The organism is Corynebacterium tapiri, from assembly GCF_006334925.1.
Classification (GTDB): domain Bacteria; phylum Actinomycetota; class Actinomycetes; order Mycobacteriales; family Mycobacteriaceae; genus Corynebacterium; species Corynebacterium tapiri.
Genome location: NZ_VDHJ01000013.1, coordinates 13,004 through 32,595, shown reverse-complemented (window position 1 = coordinate 32,595; position 19,592 = coordinate 13,004). Strand labels below are relative to the sequence as shown.

Annotated in this window: 20 protein-coding genes, 1 tRNA gene and 1 pseudogene; 6 read left to right on the top strand and 16 right to left on the bottom strand. The window is 62.1% G+C overall.

Annotated features, from left to right (window positions below; genetic code table 11):
- Positions 1 to 154: 154 nt before the first annotated feature.
- A tRNA-Leu gene (locus FHE74_RS09390) sits at positions 155 to 236 on the bottom strand.
- A gap of 74 nt (positions 237 to 310) precedes the next feature.
- Here FHE74_RS09390 and FHE74_RS09385 point away from each other — a divergent pair.
- Together FHE74_RS09385 and FHE74_RS09380 are read left to right on the top strand one after the other, a co-directional pair.
- Entirely contained in the window at positions 311 to 703 is a 393-nt protein-coding gene (locus tag FHE74_RS09385) for a hypothetical protein (protein ID WP_139466254.1), read from the top strand.
- A 17-nt stretch (positions 704 to 720) separates the two neighbouring features.
- Positions 721 to 1,077, top strand: a pseudogene (locus FHE74_RS09380) (DUF3817 domain-containing protein); the annotation flags it as partial.
- 107 nt (positions 1,078 to 1,184) lie between these two features.
- Here the strand turns inward: FHE74_RS09380 and rdgB are convergent.
- From rdgB to clpS, 7 genes are read right to left on the bottom strand one after another with little or no spacing between them, the layout of a single operon-like run.
- Positions 1,185 to 1,793, bottom strand: a complete 609-nt coding sequence (gene rdgB, locus FHE74_RS09375; RefSeq protein ID WP_139466267.1) for an RdgB/HAM1 family non-canonical purine NTP pyrophosphatase — start codon at positions 1,791 to 1,793, stop codon at positions 1,185 to 1,187.
- Positions 1,794 to 1,801: 8 nt separating this feature from the next.
- The gene (rph, locus tag FHE74_RS09370) at positions 1,802 to 2,545 is read right to left on the bottom strand and encodes a ribonuclease PH (protein ID WP_139466252.1); all 744 of its coding nucleotides are present in this window, start codon (positions 2,543 to 2,545) and stop codon (positions 1,802 to 1,804) included.
- Positions 2,546 to 2,590: 45 nt separating this feature from the next.
- Positions 2,591 to 3,358 carry an MBL fold metallo-hydrolase gene (locus tag FHE74_RS09365; RefSeq protein WP_139466251.1) on the bottom strand — a complete coding sequence of 256 codons (768 nt, stop codon included), beginning with the start codon at positions 3,356 to 3,358 and terminating at the stop codon, positions 2,591 to 2,593.
- Positions 3,359 to 3,415: 57 nt separating this feature from the next.
- A complete protein-coding gene (gene murI, locus FHE74_RS09360) occupies positions 3,416 to 4,210 on the bottom strand; it encodes a glutamate racemase (RefSeq protein WP_246049267.1) in 795 nt (264 codons plus the stop codon).
- A gap of 23 nt (positions 4,211 to 4,233) precedes the next feature.
- Positions 4,234 to 4,905, bottom strand: a complete 672-nt coding sequence (locus tag FHE74_RS09355) for a rhomboid family intramembrane serine protease (protein ID WP_425456345.1) — start codon at positions 4,903 to 4,905, stop codon at positions 4,234 to 4,236.
- 4 nt (positions 4,906 to 4,909) lie between these two features.
- Positions 4,910 to 5,473, bottom strand: coding sequence for a DUF2017 domain-containing protein (locus FHE74_RS09350; protein WP_139466249.1), 564 nt, complete (start codon positions 5,471 to 5,473; stop codon positions 4,910 to 4,912).
- A 17-nt stretch (positions 5,474 to 5,490) separates the two neighbouring features.
- The gene (gene clpS, locus FHE74_RS09345; protein WP_139466265.1) at positions 5,491 to 5,778 is read right to left on the bottom strand and encodes an ATP-dependent Clp protease adapter ClpS; all 288 of its coding nucleotides are present in this window, start codon (positions 5,776 to 5,778) and stop codon (positions 5,491 to 5,493) included.
- 175 nt (positions 5,779 to 5,953) lie between these two features.
- On the opposite strand from clpS, the gene FHE74_RS09340 reads away from it, so the two are divergent.
- The 3 genes from FHE74_RS09340 to FHE74_RS09330 are packed head-to-tail and all read left to right on the top strand — an operon-like array spanning position 5,954 to position 9,766.
- On the top strand, positions 5,954 to 7,282 hold the full coding sequence (locus FHE74_RS09340) for a nicotinate phosphoribosyltransferase (RefSeq protein WP_281279423.1): 1,329 nt from the start codon (positions 5,954 to 5,956) through the stop codon (positions 7,280 to 7,282).
- A gap of 10 nt (positions 7,283 to 7,292) precedes the next feature.
- On the top strand, positions 7,293 to 9,260 hold the full coding sequence (locus tag FHE74_RS09335) for an ATP-dependent DNA helicase (protein WP_246049265.1): 1,968 nt from the start codon (positions 7,293 to 7,295) through the stop codon (positions 9,258 to 9,260).
- A gap of 11 nt (positions 9,261 to 9,271) precedes the next feature.
- Complete coding sequence (locus FHE74_RS09330) at positions 9,272 to 9,766, top strand: GNAT family N-acetyltransferase (RefSeq protein WP_139466246.1); 495 nt, start codon at positions 9,272 to 9,274, stop codon at positions 9,764 to 9,766.
- On the opposite strand, the gene FHE74_RS09325 is transcribed toward FHE74_RS09330, so the two are convergent.
- The 4 genes from FHE74_RS09325 to nrdF form a co-directional block, all read right to left on the bottom strand.
- A complete protein-coding gene (locus FHE74_RS09325; RefSeq protein WP_139466245.1) occupies positions 9,740 to 10,453 on the bottom strand; it encodes a peptidyl-tRNA hydrolase in 714 nt (237 codons plus the stop codon). The two genes, FHE74_RS09330 and FHE74_RS09325, sit on opposite strands and share 27 nt — an antisense overlap.
- 26 nt (positions 10,454 to 10,479) lie before the next feature.
- The gene (gene serB, locus FHE74_RS09320) at positions 10,480 to 11,766 is read right to left on the bottom strand and encodes a phosphoserine phosphatase SerB (protein WP_425456344.1); all 1,287 of its coding nucleotides are present in this window, start codon (positions 11,764 to 11,766) and stop codon (positions 10,480 to 10,482) included.
- A 141-nt stretch (positions 11,767 to 11,907) separates the two neighbouring features.
- A complete protein-coding gene (gene ctaD, locus FHE74_RS09315) occupies positions 11,908 to 13,656 on the bottom strand; it encodes an aa3-type cytochrome oxidase subunit I (protein WP_139466243.1) in 1,749 nt (582 codons plus the stop codon).
- A 373-nt stretch (positions 13,657 to 14,029) separates the two neighbouring features.
- Positions 14,030 to 15,034 carry a class 1b ribonucleoside-diphosphate reductase subunit beta gene (gene nrdF / locus FHE74_RS09310; protein ID WP_139466242.1) on the bottom strand — a complete coding sequence of 335 codons (1,005 nt, stop codon included), beginning with the start codon at positions 15,032 to 15,034 and terminating at the stop codon, positions 14,030 to 14,032.
- A 302-nt stretch (positions 15,035 to 15,336) separates the two neighbouring features.
- Between nrdF and FHE74_RS09305 the strand changes: the two genes are divergently transcribed.
- Positions 15,337 to 16,065 carry a FadR/GntR family transcriptional regulator gene (locus FHE74_RS09305; RefSeq protein WP_139466241.1) on the top strand — a complete coding sequence of 243 codons (729 nt, stop codon included), beginning with the start codon at positions 15,337 to 15,339 and terminating at the stop codon, positions 16,063 to 16,065.
- On the opposite strand, the gene nrdE is transcribed toward FHE74_RS09305, so the two are convergent.
- The 4 genes from nrdE to ykgO form a co-directional block, all read right to left on the bottom strand.
- Positions 16,062 to 18,221: a class 1b ribonucleoside-diphosphate reductase subunit alpha gene (gene nrdE, locus FHE74_RS09300; RefSeq protein WP_139466240.1), complete on the bottom strand. Its 2,160-nt coding sequence runs from the start codon at positions 18,219 to 18,221 to the stop codon at positions 16,062 to 16,064. The two genes, FHE74_RS09305 and nrdE, sit on opposite strands and share 4 nt — an antisense overlap.
- Before the next feature lie 49 nt (positions 18,222 to 18,270).
- Entirely contained in the window at positions 18,271 to 18,699 is a 429-nt protein-coding gene (gene nrdI / locus FHE74_RS09295; RefSeq protein WP_139466239.1) for a class Ib ribonucleoside-diphosphate reductase assembly flavoprotein NrdI, read from the bottom strand.
- A 125-nt stretch (positions 18,700 to 18,824) separates the two neighbouring features.
- The gene (gene nrdH, locus FHE74_RS09290) at positions 18,825 to 19,058 is read right to left on the bottom strand and encodes a glutaredoxin-like protein NrdH (RefSeq protein WP_139466238.1); all 234 of its coding nucleotides are present in this window, start codon (positions 19,056 to 19,058) and stop codon (positions 18,825 to 18,827) included.
- A gap of 366 nt (positions 19,059 to 19,424) precedes the next feature.
- Positions 19,425 to 19,547 (bottom strand): type B 50S ribosomal protein L36, encoded by a 123-nt coding sequence (ykgO, locus tag FHE74_RS09285; RefSeq protein ID WP_012732041.1) that lies wholly within the window; start codon positions 19,545 to 19,547, stop codon positions 19,425 to 19,427.
- Positions 19,548 to 19,592 lie beyond the last annotated feature (45 nt).

Here is a 19,592-nt window from a genome sequence, read left to right as displayed (position 1 = left end):
GGCGTGGTCTGGATAAAGCAACCAAACTAGTTCGGTGCACAAAATAATGCCATAGATCGCGGAGATCCCATCATTTCTGGCAAATTTTAGTAGCCCGGTACGACAAGAAACCCCACACAACGAAAATCCGTTGCGTGGGGCTTGCCTGTCATCGTGCGCCCGGAGGGACTTGAACCCTCACGTCATAAGACACTGGAACCTAAATCCAGCGCGTCTGCCAATTCCGCCACGGGCGCGTGAACGTGATTGCCAAGTGTAGCCCAGCGGCCGGAATGGCCGGAAATGAGGGCACGTCCGTTACCATCAGGGTGTGAGCGAGCAGCAGGAAAAGAAGAAGCGTGGCCAGGTTAAGGCCTGGCACATTGTCTTCCTGGCCATCGCCGTCGCCTCCACGATTGCGTTGGCCTGGTGGCAGTGGACCCGATTCCAATCAGGGTCGGGTTCCTTCCAAAACTTGGGGTATGCCCTGCAGTGGCCGTTGTTCGGTGCATTTTTCGTCTACGCCTACCGCATGGGCATGAAGTACGAGCGGGAGGCGGCTGAAGCAGCCGAAGACAACCCGGACGCCCTGTACGAGGCCGATGCCCAGCGCTTCGACTCCCAGCCGACCGAAATCGACCAGGACTTTCTCCCTGAGCGCCCGCAGATCGACATTGAAGAATTCAACCGGCTGAACACCCCGCGTCGCGGGTCGCAGTCGTGAGGAGGACCCACACGCAGATGACCACTTCCCAAGCCCCGCGCCGAGTCCATCCCGAGCGCCAGCGCCGCGTGCGCACCGCATTCCTGATCTTCTCCGCTTTTGCCTGGCTGACCGGTATTTTGCTCCTGGCCCTGGTCACCCGCATGATCTGCGAGTACCTGCTGGGCATGGACATCCCCGTGTGGGCCGAATGGATCGGCCGCGTCCACGGTTGGGTCTACGGCGGATTCCTGCTGGCCACCGTCAACCTGGGCACCACCGCACGCTGGAAGCCCATCGAGTGGCTGCTAACCGCCCTCGGCGGCGTGGTACCTCTGCTGAGCTTCTTCGTGGAAGAAAAGCGCCATAAGGAAGTGCGGGAGCAATTCCAGCTCGCACCGGAATCCATCAGCATGGGAACCCGCCTGGTGTGGTTCGCCGGCCTGGTGGTCGCGGTCACCGTGGTGACCGCGCTGATCGCCGCAGTGTTTGCTGCTGCGCTCTAACTCTGCGGGCTGAGCGCGGCGATCGCCGATACCAGCCCTGCTAACGCCTTTCCACGGTGCGACACCGCGTCCTTGGCCTCGGGCGTAAGCTCTGCCGCCGAGCAATCCTGTCCCTCGGGCTTGAACAACGGGTCGTATCCAAAACCACCCTCGCCGCGCGGCTCGGTGAGCAGCTCCCCGTTCCAGCGCCCCTCGGACACGGTCTCATGTCCCTCCGGGGTAACCAGCGCGCACACGGAGACGAACGCGGCGTTACGACGCCCCTCCCCAGCATGCGACATCTGCGCCAGCACTAAGTCGTTATTAGCACGATCGTTGCCATGCTCCCCGCTCCAGCGGGCGGAAAGCACGCCCGGCATCCCGCCGAGCTCCTCGATGGTAATGCCAGAGTCGTCGGCGACCGTCGGCAAGCCCGTCGCCTGCACACCGGCCCGCGCCTTCAGCAGCGCGTTGTCGGCGAACGTGCGCCCGTCCTCGACTGGTTCCTCATACGGCTCAACATCGCGCAGCGGAACAAGCTCTATGCCGTGAATCCCGGCGCGCTCGAGGATGCGCTCCAGCTCCTTAAGCTTCTTGGCGTTATTCGAGGCCACCAGGATCTTCACACTTTCGCTCATCGGGCCAGCGCCTCTCGCTGGGCCGCATGCAGCTGCGCGATGCCGCGCTCCGCGCTATCGAGCATGGCGTTAAGCTCCTCGCGCCCGAAGTCTCCGTGCTCGCCGGTGCCCTGCACCTCGACGAACTTTCCGTGGGCGGTCATCACCACGTTGAGGTCGACCTCGGCACGAGAGTCCTCCTCATAGGGCAGGTCGAGGAGGACGCGGCCGTCGATAAGCCCCACCGATACCGCCGCCACCGGCGCCTTCAGCGGCGCCCCCGGCACCACACCGCGATCCTGCAGTACGGCGATGGCATCCGCCAGCGCGACGTATGCGCCCGTGATGGCCGCCGTGCGGGTTCCGCCGTCGGCCTGCAAAACGTCGCAGTCCAGGTTGATGGTGTTCTCCCCCAGCTGGGACAGATCCACCGCGGCACGCAGCGAGCGACCGATCAGCCGCGAGATCTCGTGAGTGCGTCCCTTCACCTTGCCCTTGAACGATTCACGCGGCATGCGCTCGTGGGTGGCGGCCGGCAACATGGAGTACTCGGCGGTCAACCAGCCCTCGCCGGAATCGCGCTTGAAGCGCGGCACGCCTTCCTCCACCGAGGCGGTACACATCACGCGGGTGTTGCCAAACTCCACCAGCACGCTACCGGCCGGGTTGGAGGTAAAACCGCGGGTGATGCGCACGGGGCGCAGCTGATCGACGGCGCGGCCGTCGGCACGAACAAAATTTTGGGAATCTGGGGTGGTCATGCGCTCCACCCTAACCGCGCGCCTATCTACCGCGCGAGGCTGGTGCTAGACCTCGAGCTCGAGCCCCGGGCGCGCCAGCAGGATGGCGCCGGAAAACTCCTTGCGCGCAGCCTCTGCTGTTGCTTGGGCATCCGACCACGGCGGAATGTGGGTAAGCACCAGCGTCTCTACCCCAGCCAGTGCGGCAATCCGTCCGGCCTCTGCCCCAGACATGTGCATCCCCTCCGGAGCACCCGCCGAATCCGGACCCCAGCCGGCCTCGCACAGCAGCACCTGAGCGCCGCGGGCTGCTTCCACCAAGGACTCGGTGAAACCCGTATCGCCGGAGTAGACCAGCGTGCGCCCCGAATCTGTCTCGGTCACCCGCAGGGCGTAGGCCTCCACGGGGTGGTGCATGGCAAAGGGCGTCACCGTGAGGGACTCCACCCGCTCTGCCCGACCATCCTGCCAGGTGAGCAGGGCAAAGGTGTCAGACATATCGTCAATGCCACCCACCTCATCCGAGCTCAAGCGCCCCATCTGATCAGCGGTGTTAGCAGGGCCAATGCAGAAGTGGCGCCCCTGCGCGGCCAGCTGCGGATGAAAGCGGCGCCAGACCATCAGCGAGGGAAAATCCAGGCAGTGATCTGCGTGCAAATGGCTCAGGAGCACGTGAGCCTGGGAAGGATTGATTACTTGCTGCAAAGCTGCCAGCGTTCCCGGCCCCAAGTCCATAACGGCGTGCGTGGAGTCCGCGGAGGTCACTAGGTAACCGGACGCGGGATTGCCCGGCGCGCCAAGGCTTCCGGAACATCCGAGAACAGTCAGCTTCATGCGTCATACTCTGCCACGATCACCGCGCCGTTTCTATCTCGGCTGCAGAAACGTGCGTTACGCAACGATGCTGGGCCCCAGAAAACGAGAAGCCAAGCGAGCGAAGGTTTCCGGATCACCGGTGGATTCGAAGGTCCGCGTGGTCGGGCTGTCCGGATCTGCCAAAAGATCGCGCTCCGTCAGTTCGCGCAGCACGTCCTTGGCGGTTTCCTCCGCGGACGAAACGAGGGTGACCTGGTCCCCCATGACCAGCTGAATCACACCCGACAGATGCGGGTAGTGCGTGCACCCGAGCACAAGCGTGTCCACCTCCGCTCGGCGCAGCGGCTCCAGGTATTCCTCTGCGACCTCGAGGATTTCTGGCCCGCTGGTAATTCCCTTTTCCACGAATTCCACGAAGCGCGGGCAGGCAACCGCCGAAACCTGCAAGGAGGGATTAAGCGAGAACAGATCCTGGTATGCACCGGAGTTGATCGTGCCGATCGTTCCGATCACGCCCACCTTGCCGTTGCGCGTGGTGGCCATGGCACGTCGCACGGCGGGGCGAATCACCTCGACCACCGGCACGGAGTAGCGCTCGCGAGCGTCGTGGAGAAACGCCGCCGTGGCGGTGTTGCACGCAATGACGATCATCTTGCATCCGCGCTCGACGAGGTCGTCGGCGATGTTCATGGCGTGCGCACGCACGGCAGCAATACTTTGCGGTCCGTAGGGGCCGTTGCGCGTGTCTCCCACGTACATGATGGACTCGTTCGGTAGCTGGTCGATCATGGTACGTGCGACGGTGAGCCCACCGACTCCGGAATCGAAGATACCGATGGGGGCGCTTGAGTCGGAAGAGTTGGAGTTCACGTGGGTCATGGTAGCGCTTGTGCTTATCGACGCCCCAGCTGCTGCTGTTGACGTTTGCGCTGCAGCGCCGGCGGGTCGTCAGAAGTAATCGTCATGCCGGCCAAGATGCCGCCGATGGCGCCGAAGAGGTGCCCCTGCCAGGACACCCCGGGAGTCCCCGGGAGCACCCCAAAGATGAGGCCGGAGTACATAAAGCCCAGCACGAGGCCCAGCATGGTCTGGCTCAGCGAACGGTTGAAGATGCCGCGGATAACCAGGTAGGACAACCATCCGTAGAGCAGGCCAGAGGCGCCAATGTGGTTGGTTCCCGCTCCACCCAGCAGCCAGGTTCCGGCCCCTGCGACGAGCACCGCGATCACCGTGACTTCCCAGAACACTCGCTTTCCCGAATACGCCACAAAGAAGGCGAACACGGCCCCGGGAATGGTGTTGGAGATTAGGTGCTCCAGATTGGCGTGCAGGAACGGCGCGAAGAGGATGCCGGGAAGGCTTGCGGGGTCGGTGGGATGGATCCCCCACAGGTTCAGATCGCCATTGAAGAAGATCAGGTTGATGAAGAAGACGGCCCAGATCACCACGATGTAACCCAGCGCGTGGCGGATTCCTGTGCCCATTCCGCCGCGTCGGCGCACGGGCGGTTGGCTGGTCGGGTGTGCAGGCACCGGGAAGTGTCCAGGCGTGTTGTAGTAGCTCATCGGGTTACTCGCCCATCAGGGCGGTCAGCAGGCTGTCCTGGTTGAAGGCGAGCCACTCAACGAGGTTATCGCGATCGGCCCCCGGCAGCTCCTTGATCACTGCGCTGCCTGCGTCGCTAGTCAGGTCGCTGGCAGCGAGGTAGAGGCGCAGATCGTTGAGAGCCGCGATGAACGCGTGCGCCTCGGACTCGTCCAAAGAGACGGCCACGTTCCCATCCGGGCCCAGGGCGTTGCTGATGACCTGTAGGTTGGTCAGCTTGCCCGTAATGATGTCGGCTTCGTGCAGGCTGCGTAGCAGAGCGTTATCCCCATCAAACTCCTCGTCGCCCTCGCGCTCGAAATTGGGCAGCAAGCGGGCCAGGGCAGGATCCTGCGGAGCCTCCGTGTGACCGGTGGGCATATCCATCATCTCCGCCAGCTCATCCTTGGGGGCGGAGCGAGCACGCAGCATGAGTTCATTGGCTACGGCGGCTGCGAGGTTGCCCAGGACCTCGCGTTCCAACGGGTCGTAGGTGCACACGTACTTGGCCGCGCGCATGAGCTGCTTCTTTTTAGTCCACGGGGTCATCCTGGGAGCACCTTTTCCTATCCGGCCTGCTGCATGGTGGCCCACAGGCCCGCGGTGTGCAGCTTCTTCACGTCGCCCTCTACCTTGTCACGTTCCCCAGAGGAGACGACGGCTTTGCCCTCGGTGTGGACCTGCATCATCAGCTCGTTGGCACGCTTCTTGTCGTATCCCAGGACAGTCTGGAAAACATAAGTCACGTAGCTCATGAGGTTGACGGGGTCGTCCCACACGATGCACATCCACGGGAGGTTCTCGGCGGTGGCCATGTCTACGTCGAGTTGTTCATCGAGCTCAGGCGTGGCCATGGGCGAGCTGGCCTGCACTGGTGCGGACGTCAGGCGGGCAAGCCTGCGTGAGCTGAGATCCATCATGGCACCCCACCTTAGCCCCGCTGATGCTTTTCGGTCACTAAGGTGGTATCTCGTGACTGATGATCTCTCCGCGGACCACTCGGCCGCTCGCAAGCTTCCCGCCTCTTCCATTCCGGAGGGCCGCTCGACGTCCCTCTTGACGGACAAGTACGAGCTGACCATGCTGCAGGCAGCACTACGCGACGGCACTGCCCACCGCCAGGTCACCTTCGAGGTGTTCGCGCGCCGGCTGTCCAATGAACGTCGCTACGGCGTCGTCGCCGGCACCGGGCGTGTACTGCGCGCCATCCAAGACTTCGTCTTTACGGAAGAGCAGCTCGCGCACCTCGACTTCCTCGATGAGCAGACGCTGGACTTCCTGCGCAACTATCGCTTCACCGGCCACATCGATGGCTACCGCGAGGGCGAGCTGTACTTCCCGTATTCGCCGATTCTGACCGTGCGCGGCACCTTTGCTGAGTGCGTGATCCTAGAGACGGTCATCCTCTCCATCATGAACTCGGACTCGGCGGTGGCTTCGGCTGCCGCGCGAATGGTGACTGCGGCCGACGGCCGCCCCATCATCGAGATGGGCTCGCGACGCACGCATGAATACTCCGCGGTCACGGCAGCACGCGCCGCCTACCTCGCCGGATTCGTGGCCACCAGCAACCTGGAGGCCTCGCACCGCTACGGTATTCCCGCCTCGGGCACCTCCGCGCATGCGTGGACCCTGCTCCACGTCGACGAGAACGGACGCCCAGACGAGGAGGCGGCCTTCCGCGCCCAGGTGGAGACTTTGGGCATAGACACCACCCTGCTCGTCGACACCTTCGACATCACCAAGGGCGTGGAGACGGCTATCAAGGTTGCCGGCCCCGAGCTCGGAGGCGTGCGCATCGACTCCGGCGATCTCGCAGCTCTGACCCGGCGCGTGCGTAAGCAGCTTGATGACCTGGGCGCATACAACACCAAGATCGTCGTCTCCTCCGACCTGGACGAGTTTGCCATCGCGGGCCTGCGCGGTGATCCGGTTGATGCCTTTGGCGTGGGCACCTCGGTGGTCACAGGTTCGGGTGCGCCCACCGCCAGCATGGTGTACAAGCTCGTGGAGGTCGAGGGGCACCCCGTCGCCAAGCGCTCCTCCGGAAAGGCCATGACCGGCGGCGCCAAGCGAGCCCTGCGCGCCTACCGCGGAACCGGTGTGGCGGTAGAGGAAGTCGTCTACCCCTTCCACGGTGAGCGGCCAGATACCAGCCGACTGGACACCACCGACCTGACCATCGCCCTCATGCGCGATGGCGCCCTGGTCGATGACTGCCCCACCCTCGAGCAATCTCGCGACCACCTCGCGCACCAGCTGACCACCCTGCCCTGGGAGGGCCTGGCCTTGTCGCGTGATGAACCGGCGATTGCCACCCGGTTCACCGGTTTCACCGATTCCGCCGCCACCCAGTAGCCTGCCGAACGTGTCAGGCACCGAAGAACGTCTCAACCGCTCCACCGAGGAGCTGCTCAGCGCAGCCGTAACCGCTATCGGCGGGGCACCGCGCGACGGGCAAACCGCCATGGCCAAGGCCGTGACCAAGGCCCTGGACTCCGAGCGACATCTTGCCGTGCAGGCGGGAACGGGCACCGGTAAGTCTTTGGCCTACCTGGTGCCGGCGATCCGGCACGCCCAGCTAACGGACTCCACGGTGATCATCTCCACGGCTACGATCGCCTTGCAAAGCCAGCTGGTGGAGCGAGACCTTCCGCGCCTGGCCGACGCACTCGAACCCGAGCTCACCCGACGCCCCACGTTCTCCATCCTCAAGGGCCGCTCGAACTACCTCTGCCTCAACAAGCTCGCGCGCGCCGAGGACACCCCGCAGGAGGAGGCGCTTATCGACGAAGGCGATCTCAGCTGGATGGAAAAGCACATCCGGCGGGTGTGGGACTGGGCAGATGAGACGGAAACCGGTGACCGCGATGAGCTCAAACCCGGGGTCCACGACCTAGCCTGGAAGCACATGTCGGTGACCTCCGCCGAGTGCGTGGGCGCAACGCGGTGCCCGCATGGCGAGGAGTGCTTTGCCGAGATCGCGCGCGCGGCGGCTCGCGAGGTGGACATCGTGGTAACCAACCACGCCATGCTTGCCATCGACGCGCTCTCGGACGTGGATATCCTGCCAGAGCATGACGTCGTCATCATTGACGAGGCCCACGAGCTGGATGGTCGCATCACCTCGGTGGCCACCGCCGAGATTTCTCCTCGCACCGTCACCATGGCGGCCAAGCGCGGAGGCAAGCTCAATGCCGACGGCGCCGACTCAGCCCTGGAGGATGCCGCTGACGACCTCGCGGCAGCCTTGGCGACCATGGATGACGGGCGAGTAGTCTCCGTCGACCCGACGGTTACCGGTGCGATCACCGGGGTGAAGGACAAGCTGTCCTCCCTGCACACAGCGATCTCGCACGGACCTGACGGAGAGGCCGCCAACGATCCCGAGCGAGCCGCCGAGCGCCAGAATTTGTCGAATCACCTCAGCGAGCAGCACGACACCCTCGTGCGCATCCTCGAGGTGGTCGAGTCCGGCTCGCAAGACGACGTCGTGTGGCTGGACCGATCCGAGCGCAACGGGGACGTGCTGGCAGCCGCTCCCCTGTCGATCGCTGGGCTGCTGCACGACCGACTCTTCGGCGAGAACACCGTGGTGCTCACCTCGGCCACGCTTACGGTCGGCGGCCGCTTTGACATCCTCGCCGCCTCCTGGGGCATGCCCAAGGGCACATGGGATTCTCTCAACGCGGGAACACCTTTCGACCCCAAGAAGGCCGGAATCCTCTACACCGCCGAGCATTTGCCCACCCCTGGGCGGGAAGGTCTAGCCCCGGAGACACTCGACGAGATGGCCGAGCTCATCCTGGCCGCCGGCGGGCGCACCCTGGGCCTGTTTTCCTCGCGGCGAGCCGCGCAACAAGCAGCCGAAGCCCTGCGCCCTCGCCTGCCTTTTGACATCTTGCTGCAGGGGGACGACTCGATCTCTGCGCTCGTGGACACATTTAGCAAGAACGAAAACACCTGCCTATTCGGCACCCTGACTCTGTGGCAAGGTGTTGACGTGCCGGGGCGTTCTTTGTCGCTGGTACTCATCGACAGGATCCCCTTCCCGCGTCCCGACGATCCGCTCCTGCAGGCCCGCAAGGAGGCCGCCGAGGCTGCCGGCCGCAACGGATTCATGGAGGTCGCAGCGACGCATGCTGCCCTGCTTCTGGCGCAGGGAGCAGGGCGACTGTTGCGCTCGGTGACCGACCGCGGGGTAGTGGCGATGCTGGATAATCGACTGACCACCAAGCGCTATGGAAACTTCCTGCGCGCTTCCCTGCCGGCTTTTTGGAACACCACCGACCCAGAAGTAGTCAAAGGCGCCCTGAAGCGGTTGGTGGCTAGCTAGAATCGCACCGCATGGAACGTGTGATTCTTCGCGATCCCACCATCGCGGACGCCCCGGCACTGGTGCGTTGCTCCGAAGACCCGCTCACCCAGCGCTTTACCACGATTCCCGCCAATTACACGGAAAAGATGGCGCACGATTGGATTGCCTCACCGCGCCCTAACACGCACAGGTGGGTCATTTGCGATTCCCAAGATGCGAGTTTCCAGGGCGCCATCGATATCCGCGTAATTGATTCGCACCGGGGCAATATCGGATACCACGTCAGCCCGTGGGCCCGCGGTCGAGGCAGAGCAAGCGCCGCGCTGGAATTAGTCAAAGAACGCGCCCGTGAGCTGGGGCTAACCCACCTTGAGCTAGAGGCTCGGGAGGATAACCTGGCAAGCCGTCGGGTCGCCGAAAAGTGTGGTTTTACACAAACCGGAAGCCGCCCAGACGAGCGCGCCCCGGAGTTCCAGCTCATAACTTATGAGCTGCAGCTATCGCAGGAGGCTAGCGGAAGGTAACCCCAGGGCAGTAAGGGATCCGGGGACGACCTCGGTGAAACCTGCATCCTGTACCACGGCTGCCTCCGGCAGTGCGGCTGCGCGGTCGAACAGCTCACCACCCACTTCGCGCACGCTTAGAGAGCAGCCTGCCAGTGCCCATGCTGTCGCGGCCGACGGATCGGACCGATACCACTGGGCTGCCAGCAGCATTGCGGCGTGGCCAGCCTGGGCGGCGGCTTTTCCTGCGCTCATGGTCAGCCGGGCGTCGATAAGCAACAACGGCAGTGAAGACGGTGCCGGGTCGGGCGAATCCATTTCCAGGTCCGTGCCCTTGACTTGCAGCTTAGAGATCGGCGCCGGAACCTCATGCACCGCGGAGGGCGCGAAGGCCCGGGCTTGGGCACCGTCCACCTCAACCGTGACACCCGGAACTCGCTGGGCGTTGTCCCACCCACTATTGCGGGCACGACGGGTGACCTTGCGGATTCGGTGGTCGTACCAGGGCTTGAGCTGGCGAGCGAAGTCATCTGCGAGGCACACCCGCATGCAAGCCTGAGCAGCTGCAGCCAGTGCGCTGTGACGCTGCGGCGGATCGCTCTTGGGGATGTGCAGAACGATCTGCATCGCCTGCACGGTCGCGGGGTCGTCCGGGTCCTCGTGCCCAGCAGTCTGCAGAGATTGCGCCAGCGTCTCTAGTGCCTCCATAGCGCTAGATTCTACGAACCACTCCCCTAGAACAGCCGCTGGGTCTCCCCCGTCATTCGCTCAGCCTGGTCAATGTCCTCTCGAGGAATACCCAGCATGTACAGGACTTCATCGAGGAACGGGTGATTGACCGAAGCATCAGCGTGCTCCTTGAGCGCCGGCTTGGCGTTAAACGCGATGCCGAGGCCCGCTGCCGAGATCATGTCAATATCGTTAGCGCCGTCACCCACTGCCACCGTCTGGTCCATGCGCAGGTGCGAGTCGCGGGCGAACTCCTCAAGCAACCGGGCCTTAGCTGCACGGTCGACGACCTCCCCGACCACTCGACCTGTGAGCTTCCCGTCTTCAATCTCGAGGGTGTTCGCGCGCACGTAGTCCACCTCGAGGTCGCCTACGAAGGCGTCGAGCACCTGGGTGAAGCCACCGGAGACCACCGCCGTGCGGTATCCCATCTTGTTGAGTGTGCGCAGCGTGGTTCGCGCGCCAGGAGTGAGCTCGACCGCCTGTGCCACCTCCTCGATGACTGTCGCATCCAAACCAGCCAGTGCTCGCACGCGCTCGTGCAGAGACTGTGCGAAGTCGAGCTCACCGCGCATAGCGCGCTCAGTCACGTCGGCGACTTCCCTCTCCCGGCCGGCATGGCGAGCCAGCATCTCAATGACCTCGCCGGTAATCAGGGTCGAGTCGCAGTCAAAGCAAACCAAACGCTTGGAGCGCCGCGCCAGCCCCGCACGCTCGATAGCAATATCAACATTCTGAGCATGGGCCACCTCTGCCAGCGCGGCACGCAGCGAGTTTGCGGCTCCCGGCGTCGGATCGGCCACTGTGATGAACAGTTCCAATCCCGTAATGGGGTAATCCGCGATCCCGCGGATGCGGTCGATGTTTGCTCCAAAATTCGCCAACGTCTGACCGACCTGGTGCAGGTGCTGGGCGGTGACTGGATCGCCCAGCAGGACCACGGTGTGCGTGGATCGTCCCCGCGAACCCGTCGGGGCTCCACTGCCGGTCTCTACGCTGACGACCTGCCCAAAGCTCGCGAGCTCCTCGCTGAGCTCCTGCTGCAGAGCGTCCTTGCTCACAGCGTCGATTCCCACGAACGCGGCCAAAGAAATCCGGCCGCGGAAGAGTGCTTGCTCAACATCCAGTAGTTGAACTCCGTTGGCGGCGAGCACGCGAAAGAATGTCGCCGAAACTCCGGGCTGGTCGGGCCCAATAGAGGTGATCACTGCGTGATCCAGTCCGGGCTGGAGCTCCACTGTCGGGCGCTGGGGGGTTGCAGGCAGGTCAGGGTTCAATGCTGGCTCGGTCACGTCCCTCATTGTTCCACGTTCTCATACCTATGAGTAGATAGTTTTCACCGAGCACAAAAAGACCCGCCACCGCGGATGTGCGGTGACGGGCCTGAGAGGTTGAGGCGGCGTCAGGAGGTGCGCGCCTCTATCGACGCGGTGTTAGCGCTCGATCTTGCCCTCCGGGTTCGTGCGGGTAACTTCCTCGCGCGGATCCGCGTGGTGGCCGGAGTGCGCCTCACGGCGCATGCGCTCCACCATGTGCGGGTAGTGCAGCTCGAAGGCCGGGCGCTCGGAGCGGATACGCGGCAGGGAGATGAAGTTGTGGCGCGGCGGTGGGCAGGAGGTTGCCCACTCCAGAGAGTTGCCGTATCCCCACGGATCGTCAACCGTGACGACCTCGCCGTAGCGCCAGGACTTGAAGGCGTTCCAAATGAACGGGATGACGGAGGCACCGAGGATGAAGGAGAAGATCGTGGAGATCTGGTTCAGCGTGGTAAATCCATCGGAGTCCAGGTAGTCGGCGTAACGACGCGGCATGCCCATGTTGCCCAGCCAGTGCTGGACCAGGAAGGTGCCGTGGAAGCCAACGAAGGTCATCCAGAAATGGATCTTGCCCAGACGCTCGTCCAGCATGCGACCGGTCATCTTCGGGAACCAGAAGTACACAGCCGCGAAGGATGCGAACACCACGGTGCCGAAGAGGGTGTAGTGGAAGTGAGCGATGAGGAAGTAGGACTCAGCCAGGTGGAAGTCCAGCGGCGGGGAGGCCAGCATGATGCCGGTCAGACCACCGAAGAGGAAGGTGCTCATGAAGCCGACCGCGAAGATCATCGGGGTCTGCCAGGTGATGTGGCCCTTCCACATGGTGCCCACCCAGTTGAAGAACTTCATACCGGTCGGCACGGCGATCAGGAAGGTCATGAACGAGAAGAACGGCAGCAGGATGGCGCCGGTGACGAACATGTGGTGAGCCCACACAGCCATGGACAGGGAGGCGATGGACAGAGTCGCGAAGACCAGGCCGATGTAGCCGAAGACCGGCTTGCGGGAGAAGACCGGGATGATCTCGGAAATCACACCGAAGAACGGCAGAGCCAGGACGTACACCTCGGGGTGGCCGAAGAACCAGAAGAGGTGCTGCCACAGGATTGCGCCACCGTTAGCGGAGTCGTAGATGTGGCCGCCGAGCTTGCGGTCGTACAGGATGCCCAGTGCGGCGGCGAGCAGCAGCGGGAAGATCATCAGAGCGATGACGGAGGTAGCGAAGATGGACCAAGCGAACACCGGCAGACGGAACATGGTCATACCCGGAGCGCGCAGGGTCAGCACGGTGGTGAGCATGTTGATGGCGGAAGCCACGGTACCCACACCGGTAGCACCAACACCGACGATCCACATGTCTGCGCCGATGCCGGGGGTGTGAACGGAGTCAGCCAGCGGCATGTACATGGTCCAGCCGAAGTCGGCTGCACCGCCCGGGGTAAGGAAGCCGGACAGCATGGCCACACCACCGATGGTGGTGATCCAGAAGCCGAAGGCGTTCAGACGCGGGAAGGCCACGTCGGGTGCGCCGATCTGCAGCGGCAGAATGTAGTTGGCAAAGCCCCACACAATCGGGGTACCAAACAGCAGCAGCATGACGGTGCCGTGCATGGTGAACAGCTGGTTGAACTGCTCGTTGGACAAGAACTGCAGACCCGGCGTGAACAGCTCAGCACGGATCAACAGGGCCATCAGGCCGCCCAGGAAAAAGAAGCTGAACGACATGATGATGTACATGATGCCCAGCTGCTTGTGGTCGGTGGTGGTCAGCATCATCCAGGCCTTGGAACCCTTTTTGGCGTATCCCGTCGGCTCTGGACGTTCCGGCGCGACGTAATTGTCGAGCCTTGGCGCCACAGCGGTCATTCTTTCCTCCTGACTACAAAACGCTCATTCCCCGCCAGTGGCGTGTCATGACACGTCGCAAAAGTGTTTTCCCCAGGACACCGCACCTTGAAAACGGTGCCCTGACACACGTCCAGCCTGTCAACAGACTGGAGACATGAGTAGTTTAGCCCGTTACCGGCCTAAGCCAAGTCCAAAGATCCCCATTGGTCACAGGCGTAGCCTCCGAATCCTCACCGATATCCCAGCACACGGCCAGCAATCGGGGCCCCGGCAACTCTGACGGTGACCGATGCCACAAAGCCCGGAGCGTTCCCAAGTTCAGGATGCCCCGGGCCCGGACCTTTCTCACCCCCACCTCGGGGTAGCTCAAAAGGTTGATGGGGGTTGGTGACTAGAAGTCCCAGTCTTCGTCCGTGGTGTCCTCCGCCTTGCCAATCACGTAGGAGGATCCGGAGCCGGAGAAGAAGTCGTGGTTCTCATCGGCGTTCGGGCTCAGTGCCGAGAGGATTGCGGGCGCGACCTTGGTCTCATCGGCCGGGAACAGACCCTCGTAGCCGAGGTTGTTCAGGGCCTTGTTGGCGTTGTAACGCAGGAAGCGCTTGACGTCCTCGGACCAGCCGAGCTCGTCGTAGAGGTCCTCGGTGTACTGGATCTCGTTGTCGTAGAGGTCGTAAAGCAGATCGAACGTGTACTCCTTGAGCTCGTCCTGACGCTGCTGGGACTCCTCGCGCAGACCCCGCTGGTACTTGTAGCCAATGTAGTACCCGTGGACGGCCTCGTCGCGGATGATGAGGCGAATGATGTCCGCGGTATTGGTCAGCTTCGCGCGCGAAGAGAAGTGCATAGGCAGGTAGAAGCCGGAGTAGAAGAGGAAGGACTCCAGAAGCGTGGAGGCCACCTTCTTCTTCAGCGGATCCGCACCCTCGTAGTAGCTCATGACGATCTTGGCCTTGCGCTGCAGATTGTCATTCTCCTCCGACCAACGGAAGGCATCGTTGATCATCGGAGTGCTGGCCAGGGTCATAAAGATGTTGGAGTAGCTCTTAGCGTGCACTGACTCCATGAAGGCAATGTTGGTGAGCACTGCCTCTTCGTGCAGGGTCTTGGCGTCGTCGAGAAGCGACACCGCACCGACGGTTCCCTGGATCGTGTCCAGCAGCGTCAGACCCGTGAACACCCGCATCGTGGTCTCGCGCTCCTTGTCGGTGAGCTTGTTCCACGTGGGGATGTCGTTGGATACCGGGATCTTCTCCGGCAGCCAGAAGTTGCCCGTCAGACGATCCCACACCTCGAGGTCCTTCTCATCCGGAATCGTGTTCCAGTTGATGGCCTTCACCGGGCGGGTGTGGTCTGCAATGTAGGCGTCATAGTCATGCGACTCATCGAACGCAGTCAAGGACGTGCTCCCTAGAGATAGAGGAATGGAAATGGGAAAAATCGTTCTTACGAATGCGCCCTATCCTACCGATGCACCGGGCAGCTCCAATCCGCGCCGGAAGATGAGATTTCTCGCTTTTCGACGCCCTCCTTTCCCACACCTCACCCCTTAACAGGGACAATCTTTCCCACTAGAGGCGGGATACCTGGGAGTTCGATGTAAAATACTTTCATTTATCAATCCCGCAGCGCACTGTGGACCCAGGAGGTTGACCACCGTGTTTGCTCCTGCGATGAATGAGGAAAGGACGTGCCGGTCAGATGGCACACGACAAGACCGCTGCCTCAACCGAACCACTGTTGACGTCCGTGCTGGACGAACTGGGGCGCGATATCATCTCTGGCCGTCTAGAGACCGGCCAGACCTTCACGCTGCAAAGCATCGGCGAGCGCTTCCAGATCTCGCGCACAGTGGCCCGCGAGGCTATGCGCGCACTCGAACAGCTGGGCCTGGTCAGTTCCTCGCGGCGCGTCGGCATCACGGTCCTGCCCCGCCAACGCTGGTCTGTGTTTAACCCCACTGTGATTACGTGGCGCCTGCAGACCGAGAGCGAGCGTGCCCGTCAGCTCAACTCGTTGACGGAGCTGCGCGTGGCGGTAGAGCCGATTGCCGCCTACAACGCCGCCACCGCGGCTACCCCGGAGCAGCGCGCGGAGCTCAAGGAGCTGGCCACGACGATGCGTGAGCTCGGCGAGCACACACATGGCGCTACGCAGGACTTCCTGGAGGCGGATATGCGCTTCCACTCCCTGCTGCTCGAGGCCAGCGGCAACGAAATGTTTGCCATGCTCGCCCCGTCGCTGATGCGCGCTCTGTACGGACGCACCGAATTTGGCTTGCAGCCGGAGACGCCGGCGTCCGAGGCCCTAGACGCCCACGAGGAGCTCGCCCAAGCTATCGCACGCGGAGAAGCACAGGCAGCAGAAAGCGCCGCACGCGCCCTCATTGGTGAGGTGCGTACGGCGCTGGTGCCTAATCAATCCGCTTAGAGCATGCAGCTCACGCAGCCGTCGACCTCGGTGCCGGCCAGCGCCATCTGACGCAGACGGATGTAGTACAGCGTCTTGATGCCCTTGCGCCAGGCGTAGATCTGGGCGCGGTTGATGTCGCGGGTGGTCACCGTGTCCTTGAAGAACAGGGTCAGCGACAGGCCCTGGTCAACATACTTGGTGGCCTCGGCGTACGTGTCGATGATCTTCTCGTAGCCGATCTCGTAGGAGTCCTTGAAGTACTCCAGGTTCTCGTTATCCATGTGCGGCGCCGGGTAGTAGACGCGGCCGATCTTGCCTTCCTTGCGGATCTCGATCTTGGAGGCGATCGGATGGATAGAGGACGTGGAGTTGTTGATGTAGGAGATGGAACCGGTCGGTGGCACCGCCTGCAGGTACCGGTTGTACAGTCCGTGCTCCTGCACATCAGCCTTGAGCTGTGCCCAGTCCTCCGCGTTCGGAGTCGTGATCGACGAAGCAGCGAAGAGGTCCTTGACCTTCTGCGTCTTTGGAGCAAAGTCTGCCGGGTCATAACGGTCGAAGAATGCACCCGAGGCGTACTCGGAGTCAGCGAAGTCGCCGAAGGTCTCCCCTCGCTCACGCGCGATCTTGTTCGAGGCCTTGATGGCCGCGTACATGATGGCAGCGAAGTAGGCGTTGGTGAAGTCCAATCCCTCCTCGGATCCGTACTCGATGTGCTCGCGACCGAGGTAACCGTGCAGGTTCATCTGGCCCAGGCCGATGGCGTGAGCGGAGTCGTTACCTTCGCGCACGCTCGGCACGGAGTGGATGGCCGTCTGGTCTGCCACCGAGGTCAGGCCACGCACAGCGGTCTCGACGGTCTGGGCAAAGTCCGGGGAATCCATCGTCATCGCGATGTTCAAGGATCCCAGGTTGCAGGAGATGTCGTGACCGATGGTGTCGTAGGTCAGATCATCGTTGAGCACCGACGGGGAGTTGACCTGGAGGATCTCCGAGCACAGGTTGGACATGTTCACGCGCCCGGCGATCGGGTTCGAGCGGTTAACGGTGTCCTCGAACATGATGTACGGGTAACCGGACTCGAACTGGATCTCAGCCAGGGTCTGGAAGAAGTGCCGGGCGTTGATCTTGGCCTTGCGGATGCGATCGTCCTCGACCATCTCCCAGTAGTGCTCGGTCACGGAGATGTCGGAGAAGGCCTTGCCGTAGACGCGCTCGACGTCGTACGGGCTGAACAGGTACATGTCGTCGTTGTTCTTAGCCAGCTCGAAGGTGATGTCGGGGATGACCACACCCAGTGAGAGCGTCTTGATGCGGATCTTCTCATCCGCGTTCTCGCGCTTAGTGTCCAGGAAGCGCATGATGTCCGGGTGATGAGCGCTGAGGTACACCGCACCGGCACCCTGGCGAGCACCCAGCTGGTTGGCGTAAGAGAAGGAGTCCTCCAGAAGCTTCATCACCGGGATGACACCGGAAGACTGATTCTCGATGTGCTTGATCGGCGCGCCCGACTCACGGATGTTGCTCAGCAGCAATGCCACGCCGCCGCCGCGCTTGGACAGCTGCAGGGCGGAGTTGATGGAACGCCCGATGGACTCCATGTTGTCCTCGATGCGCAGCAGGAAGCAGGAGACCAGCTCGCCACGTTGCGCCTTGCCCGCGTTAAGGAAGGTCGGGGTGGCCGGCTGGAAGCGTCCGCCCATGATCTCGTCAACCAGGTTCTCAGCGAGCTTTTCGTCGCCACGCGCGAGGAACAGAGCGGTCATGGACACGCGATCTTCGAAGCGCTCCAGGTAGCGCTTTCCGTCGAAGGTCTTGAGCGTGTAGGAGGTGTAGTACTTGTACGCGCCCAGGAAGGACTTGAAGCGGAACTTGTAGGAGTAAGCGCGCTTGTACAGGGTCTTGACGAACTCAAAGCTGTACTGCTTGAGCACGTGCGGCTCGTAGTACTTGTTGTCTACCAGGTACTTGATCTTTTCTTCCAGGTCGTGGAAGTAGACGGTGTTCTGGTTGACGTGCTGCAGGAAGTACTGGTTGGCCGCCTCGCGGTCCTTATCAAACTGGATGCGCCCCTGATCGTCGTACAGGTTCAGCAGCGCGTTGAGTGCGTGGTAGTCAAGCTGGTCGTGTGGCGAGTGCTCGGAGCTGGACTGGCCCAAAACAGTTGTGGTCACGGCGAAATCAATGCCTTTCTAGATGACTGCTGACGTGGAACTTAAGTTTTTAAGCGGATATGAGGCCCAGTTTGTGGGCGTTATCGGTGAGACCGGAACGAACGATGGCGACGTCCTCTTCAGTACCCATGAGCTCGTAGCGATACACATACGGCACCTTGCACTTCGCAGCGATGACGTCACCTGCTTTACCGTAGTCGGCCCCGAAGTTCGTGTTACCCCCGGAGATTACTGCACGCAGAAGTGCGCGGTTGTGCTCGTTATTGAGAAACTTGATCACCTGCGGCGGAACCGGACGTGACTCCTGTCGGCTTATCGACGCCCCTCCTCCGTACGTGGGGCAGACAAGCACATAGGGCTCATCCACTACGAGGGGTTCGTCTGTGCGCTGGAGTGGGATGCGCTTGGACGGAAACCCGAGCTTGTCCACGAAACGTCGGGTGTTTTCCGTGACGGAGGAGAAGTAGACGATGAGCATGGCCCGCCCCTTATGCAAGCTGAGTGAAGTGGTGTTTCTTAACCCCTGGAAGCGTGTGTCCAGGAAAAAGAGAAAGCCGCCGAGTTCAGATGATCACGGCGACTAGGTACGGCTATAGGAGATGCTTAGGCTGCCTTGGCGGCGATCTCGCGGATGCGGTCCGGGCGGAAGCCGGACCAGTGCTCGCCGTCAACCTCTACGACCGGAGCCTGCAGGTAGCCCAGTGCCATGACGTAATCGCGAGCCTCGGTGTCCACAGAGACGTCCACCATGGTGTACTCCAGCCCAGCACGATCCAGGGCCTTCTTCGTAGCGTTGCACTGAACACAAGCGGGCTTGGTGTAGACGGTGATGGCCATGGCACAGACTCCTTGGAACTAAAGCTGGAACGTTTTGTTGGTCAATGGCTGCAAGCAGCGAACCGGGCATGCCATGCCAAAAAGGGGATCAGTCCGGCGCTGAAGCGAGACACGTTTATAACGAGTTTCAAAAGCGTTCACCGCGTCTCGCGGCAACACCAAAGACACTATACGTTGTGGCCGAAATGTGCAACAGATACTACATATAGTAGTTACACCCCTGAAATTCCCAGGACAGGAAATCCCGCAACCCCAGATGTAGGGATCGAGAAACTACAACGTTGTAATCTTCCCCCAAAGCAAAAGCCGGCTGCCCTTCCCATGGGAAGAAACAGCCGGCTTTTAAGCAAGCGGTAACCGCGACGCTTAGCCCTGGCGAGCCTTGAAGCGCGGGTCCTTCTTGTTGATCACAAAGACCTTGCCGTGGCGACGGACAACCTGGGCGCCCGGCTTGTTCTTCAGCGACCGAAGCGACTTGCGAACCTTCATCGGGCGCTCCTTTCTGATTGCGCTGTAACTAGCGAGTAAAAAACA

What these genes read in the sequence shown, in the direction of transcription:
- FHE74_RS09350 (WP_139466249.1), bottom strand. Translation starts at nt 5,473, where the DNA reads ATGACCCCGTGGACTAAAAAGAAGCAGCTCATGCGCGCGGCCAAGTAC.
- rph (WP_139466252.1), bottom strand. Translation starts at nt 2,545, where the DNA reads ATGACCACCCCAGATTCCCAAAATTTTGTTCGTGCCGACGGCCGCGCC.
- nrdH (WP_139466238.1), bottom strand. Translation starts at nt 19,058, where the DNA reads ATGGCCATCACCGTCTACACCAAGCCCGCTTGTGTTCAGTGCAACGCT.
- FHE74_RS09355 (WP_425456345.1), bottom strand. Translation starts at nt 4,905, where the DNA reads ATGAGCTACTACAACACGCCTGGACACTTCCCGGTGCCTGCACACCCG.
- nrdI (WP_139466239.1), bottom strand. Translation starts at nt 18,699, where the DNA reads ATGCTCATCGTCTACTTCTCCTCCGTCACGGAAAACACCCGACGTTTC.
- ykgO (WP_012732041.1), bottom strand. Translation starts at nt 19,547, where the DNA reads ATGAAGGTTCGCAAGTCGCTTCGGTCGCTGAAGAACAAGCCGGGCGCC.
- FHE74_RS09325 (WP_139466245.1), bottom strand. Translation starts at nt 10,453, where the DNA reads ATGGAGGCACTAGAGACGCTGGCGCAATCTCTGCAGACTGCTGGGCAC.
- FHE74_RS09305 (WP_139466241.1), top strand. Translation starts at nt 15,337, where the DNA reads ATGGCACACGACAAGACCGCTGCCTCAACCGAACCACTGTTGACGTCC.
- clpS (WP_139466265.1), bottom strand. Translation starts at nt 5,778, where the DNA reads ATGGCCACGCCTGAGCTCGATGAACAACTCGACGTAGACATGGCCACC.
- ctaD (WP_139466243.1), bottom strand. Translation starts at nt 13,656, where the DNA reads ATGACCGCTGTGGCGCCAAGGCTCGACAATTACGTCGCGCCGGAACGT.
- FHE74_RS09365 (WP_139466251.1), bottom strand. Translation starts at nt 3,358, where the DNA reads ATGAAGCTGACTGTTCTCGGATGTTCCGGAAGCCTTGGCGCGCCGGGC.
- FHE74_RS09330 (WP_139466246.1), top strand. Translation starts at nt 9,272, where the DNA reads ATGGAACGTGTGATTCTTCGCGATCCCACCATCGCGGACGCCCCGGCA.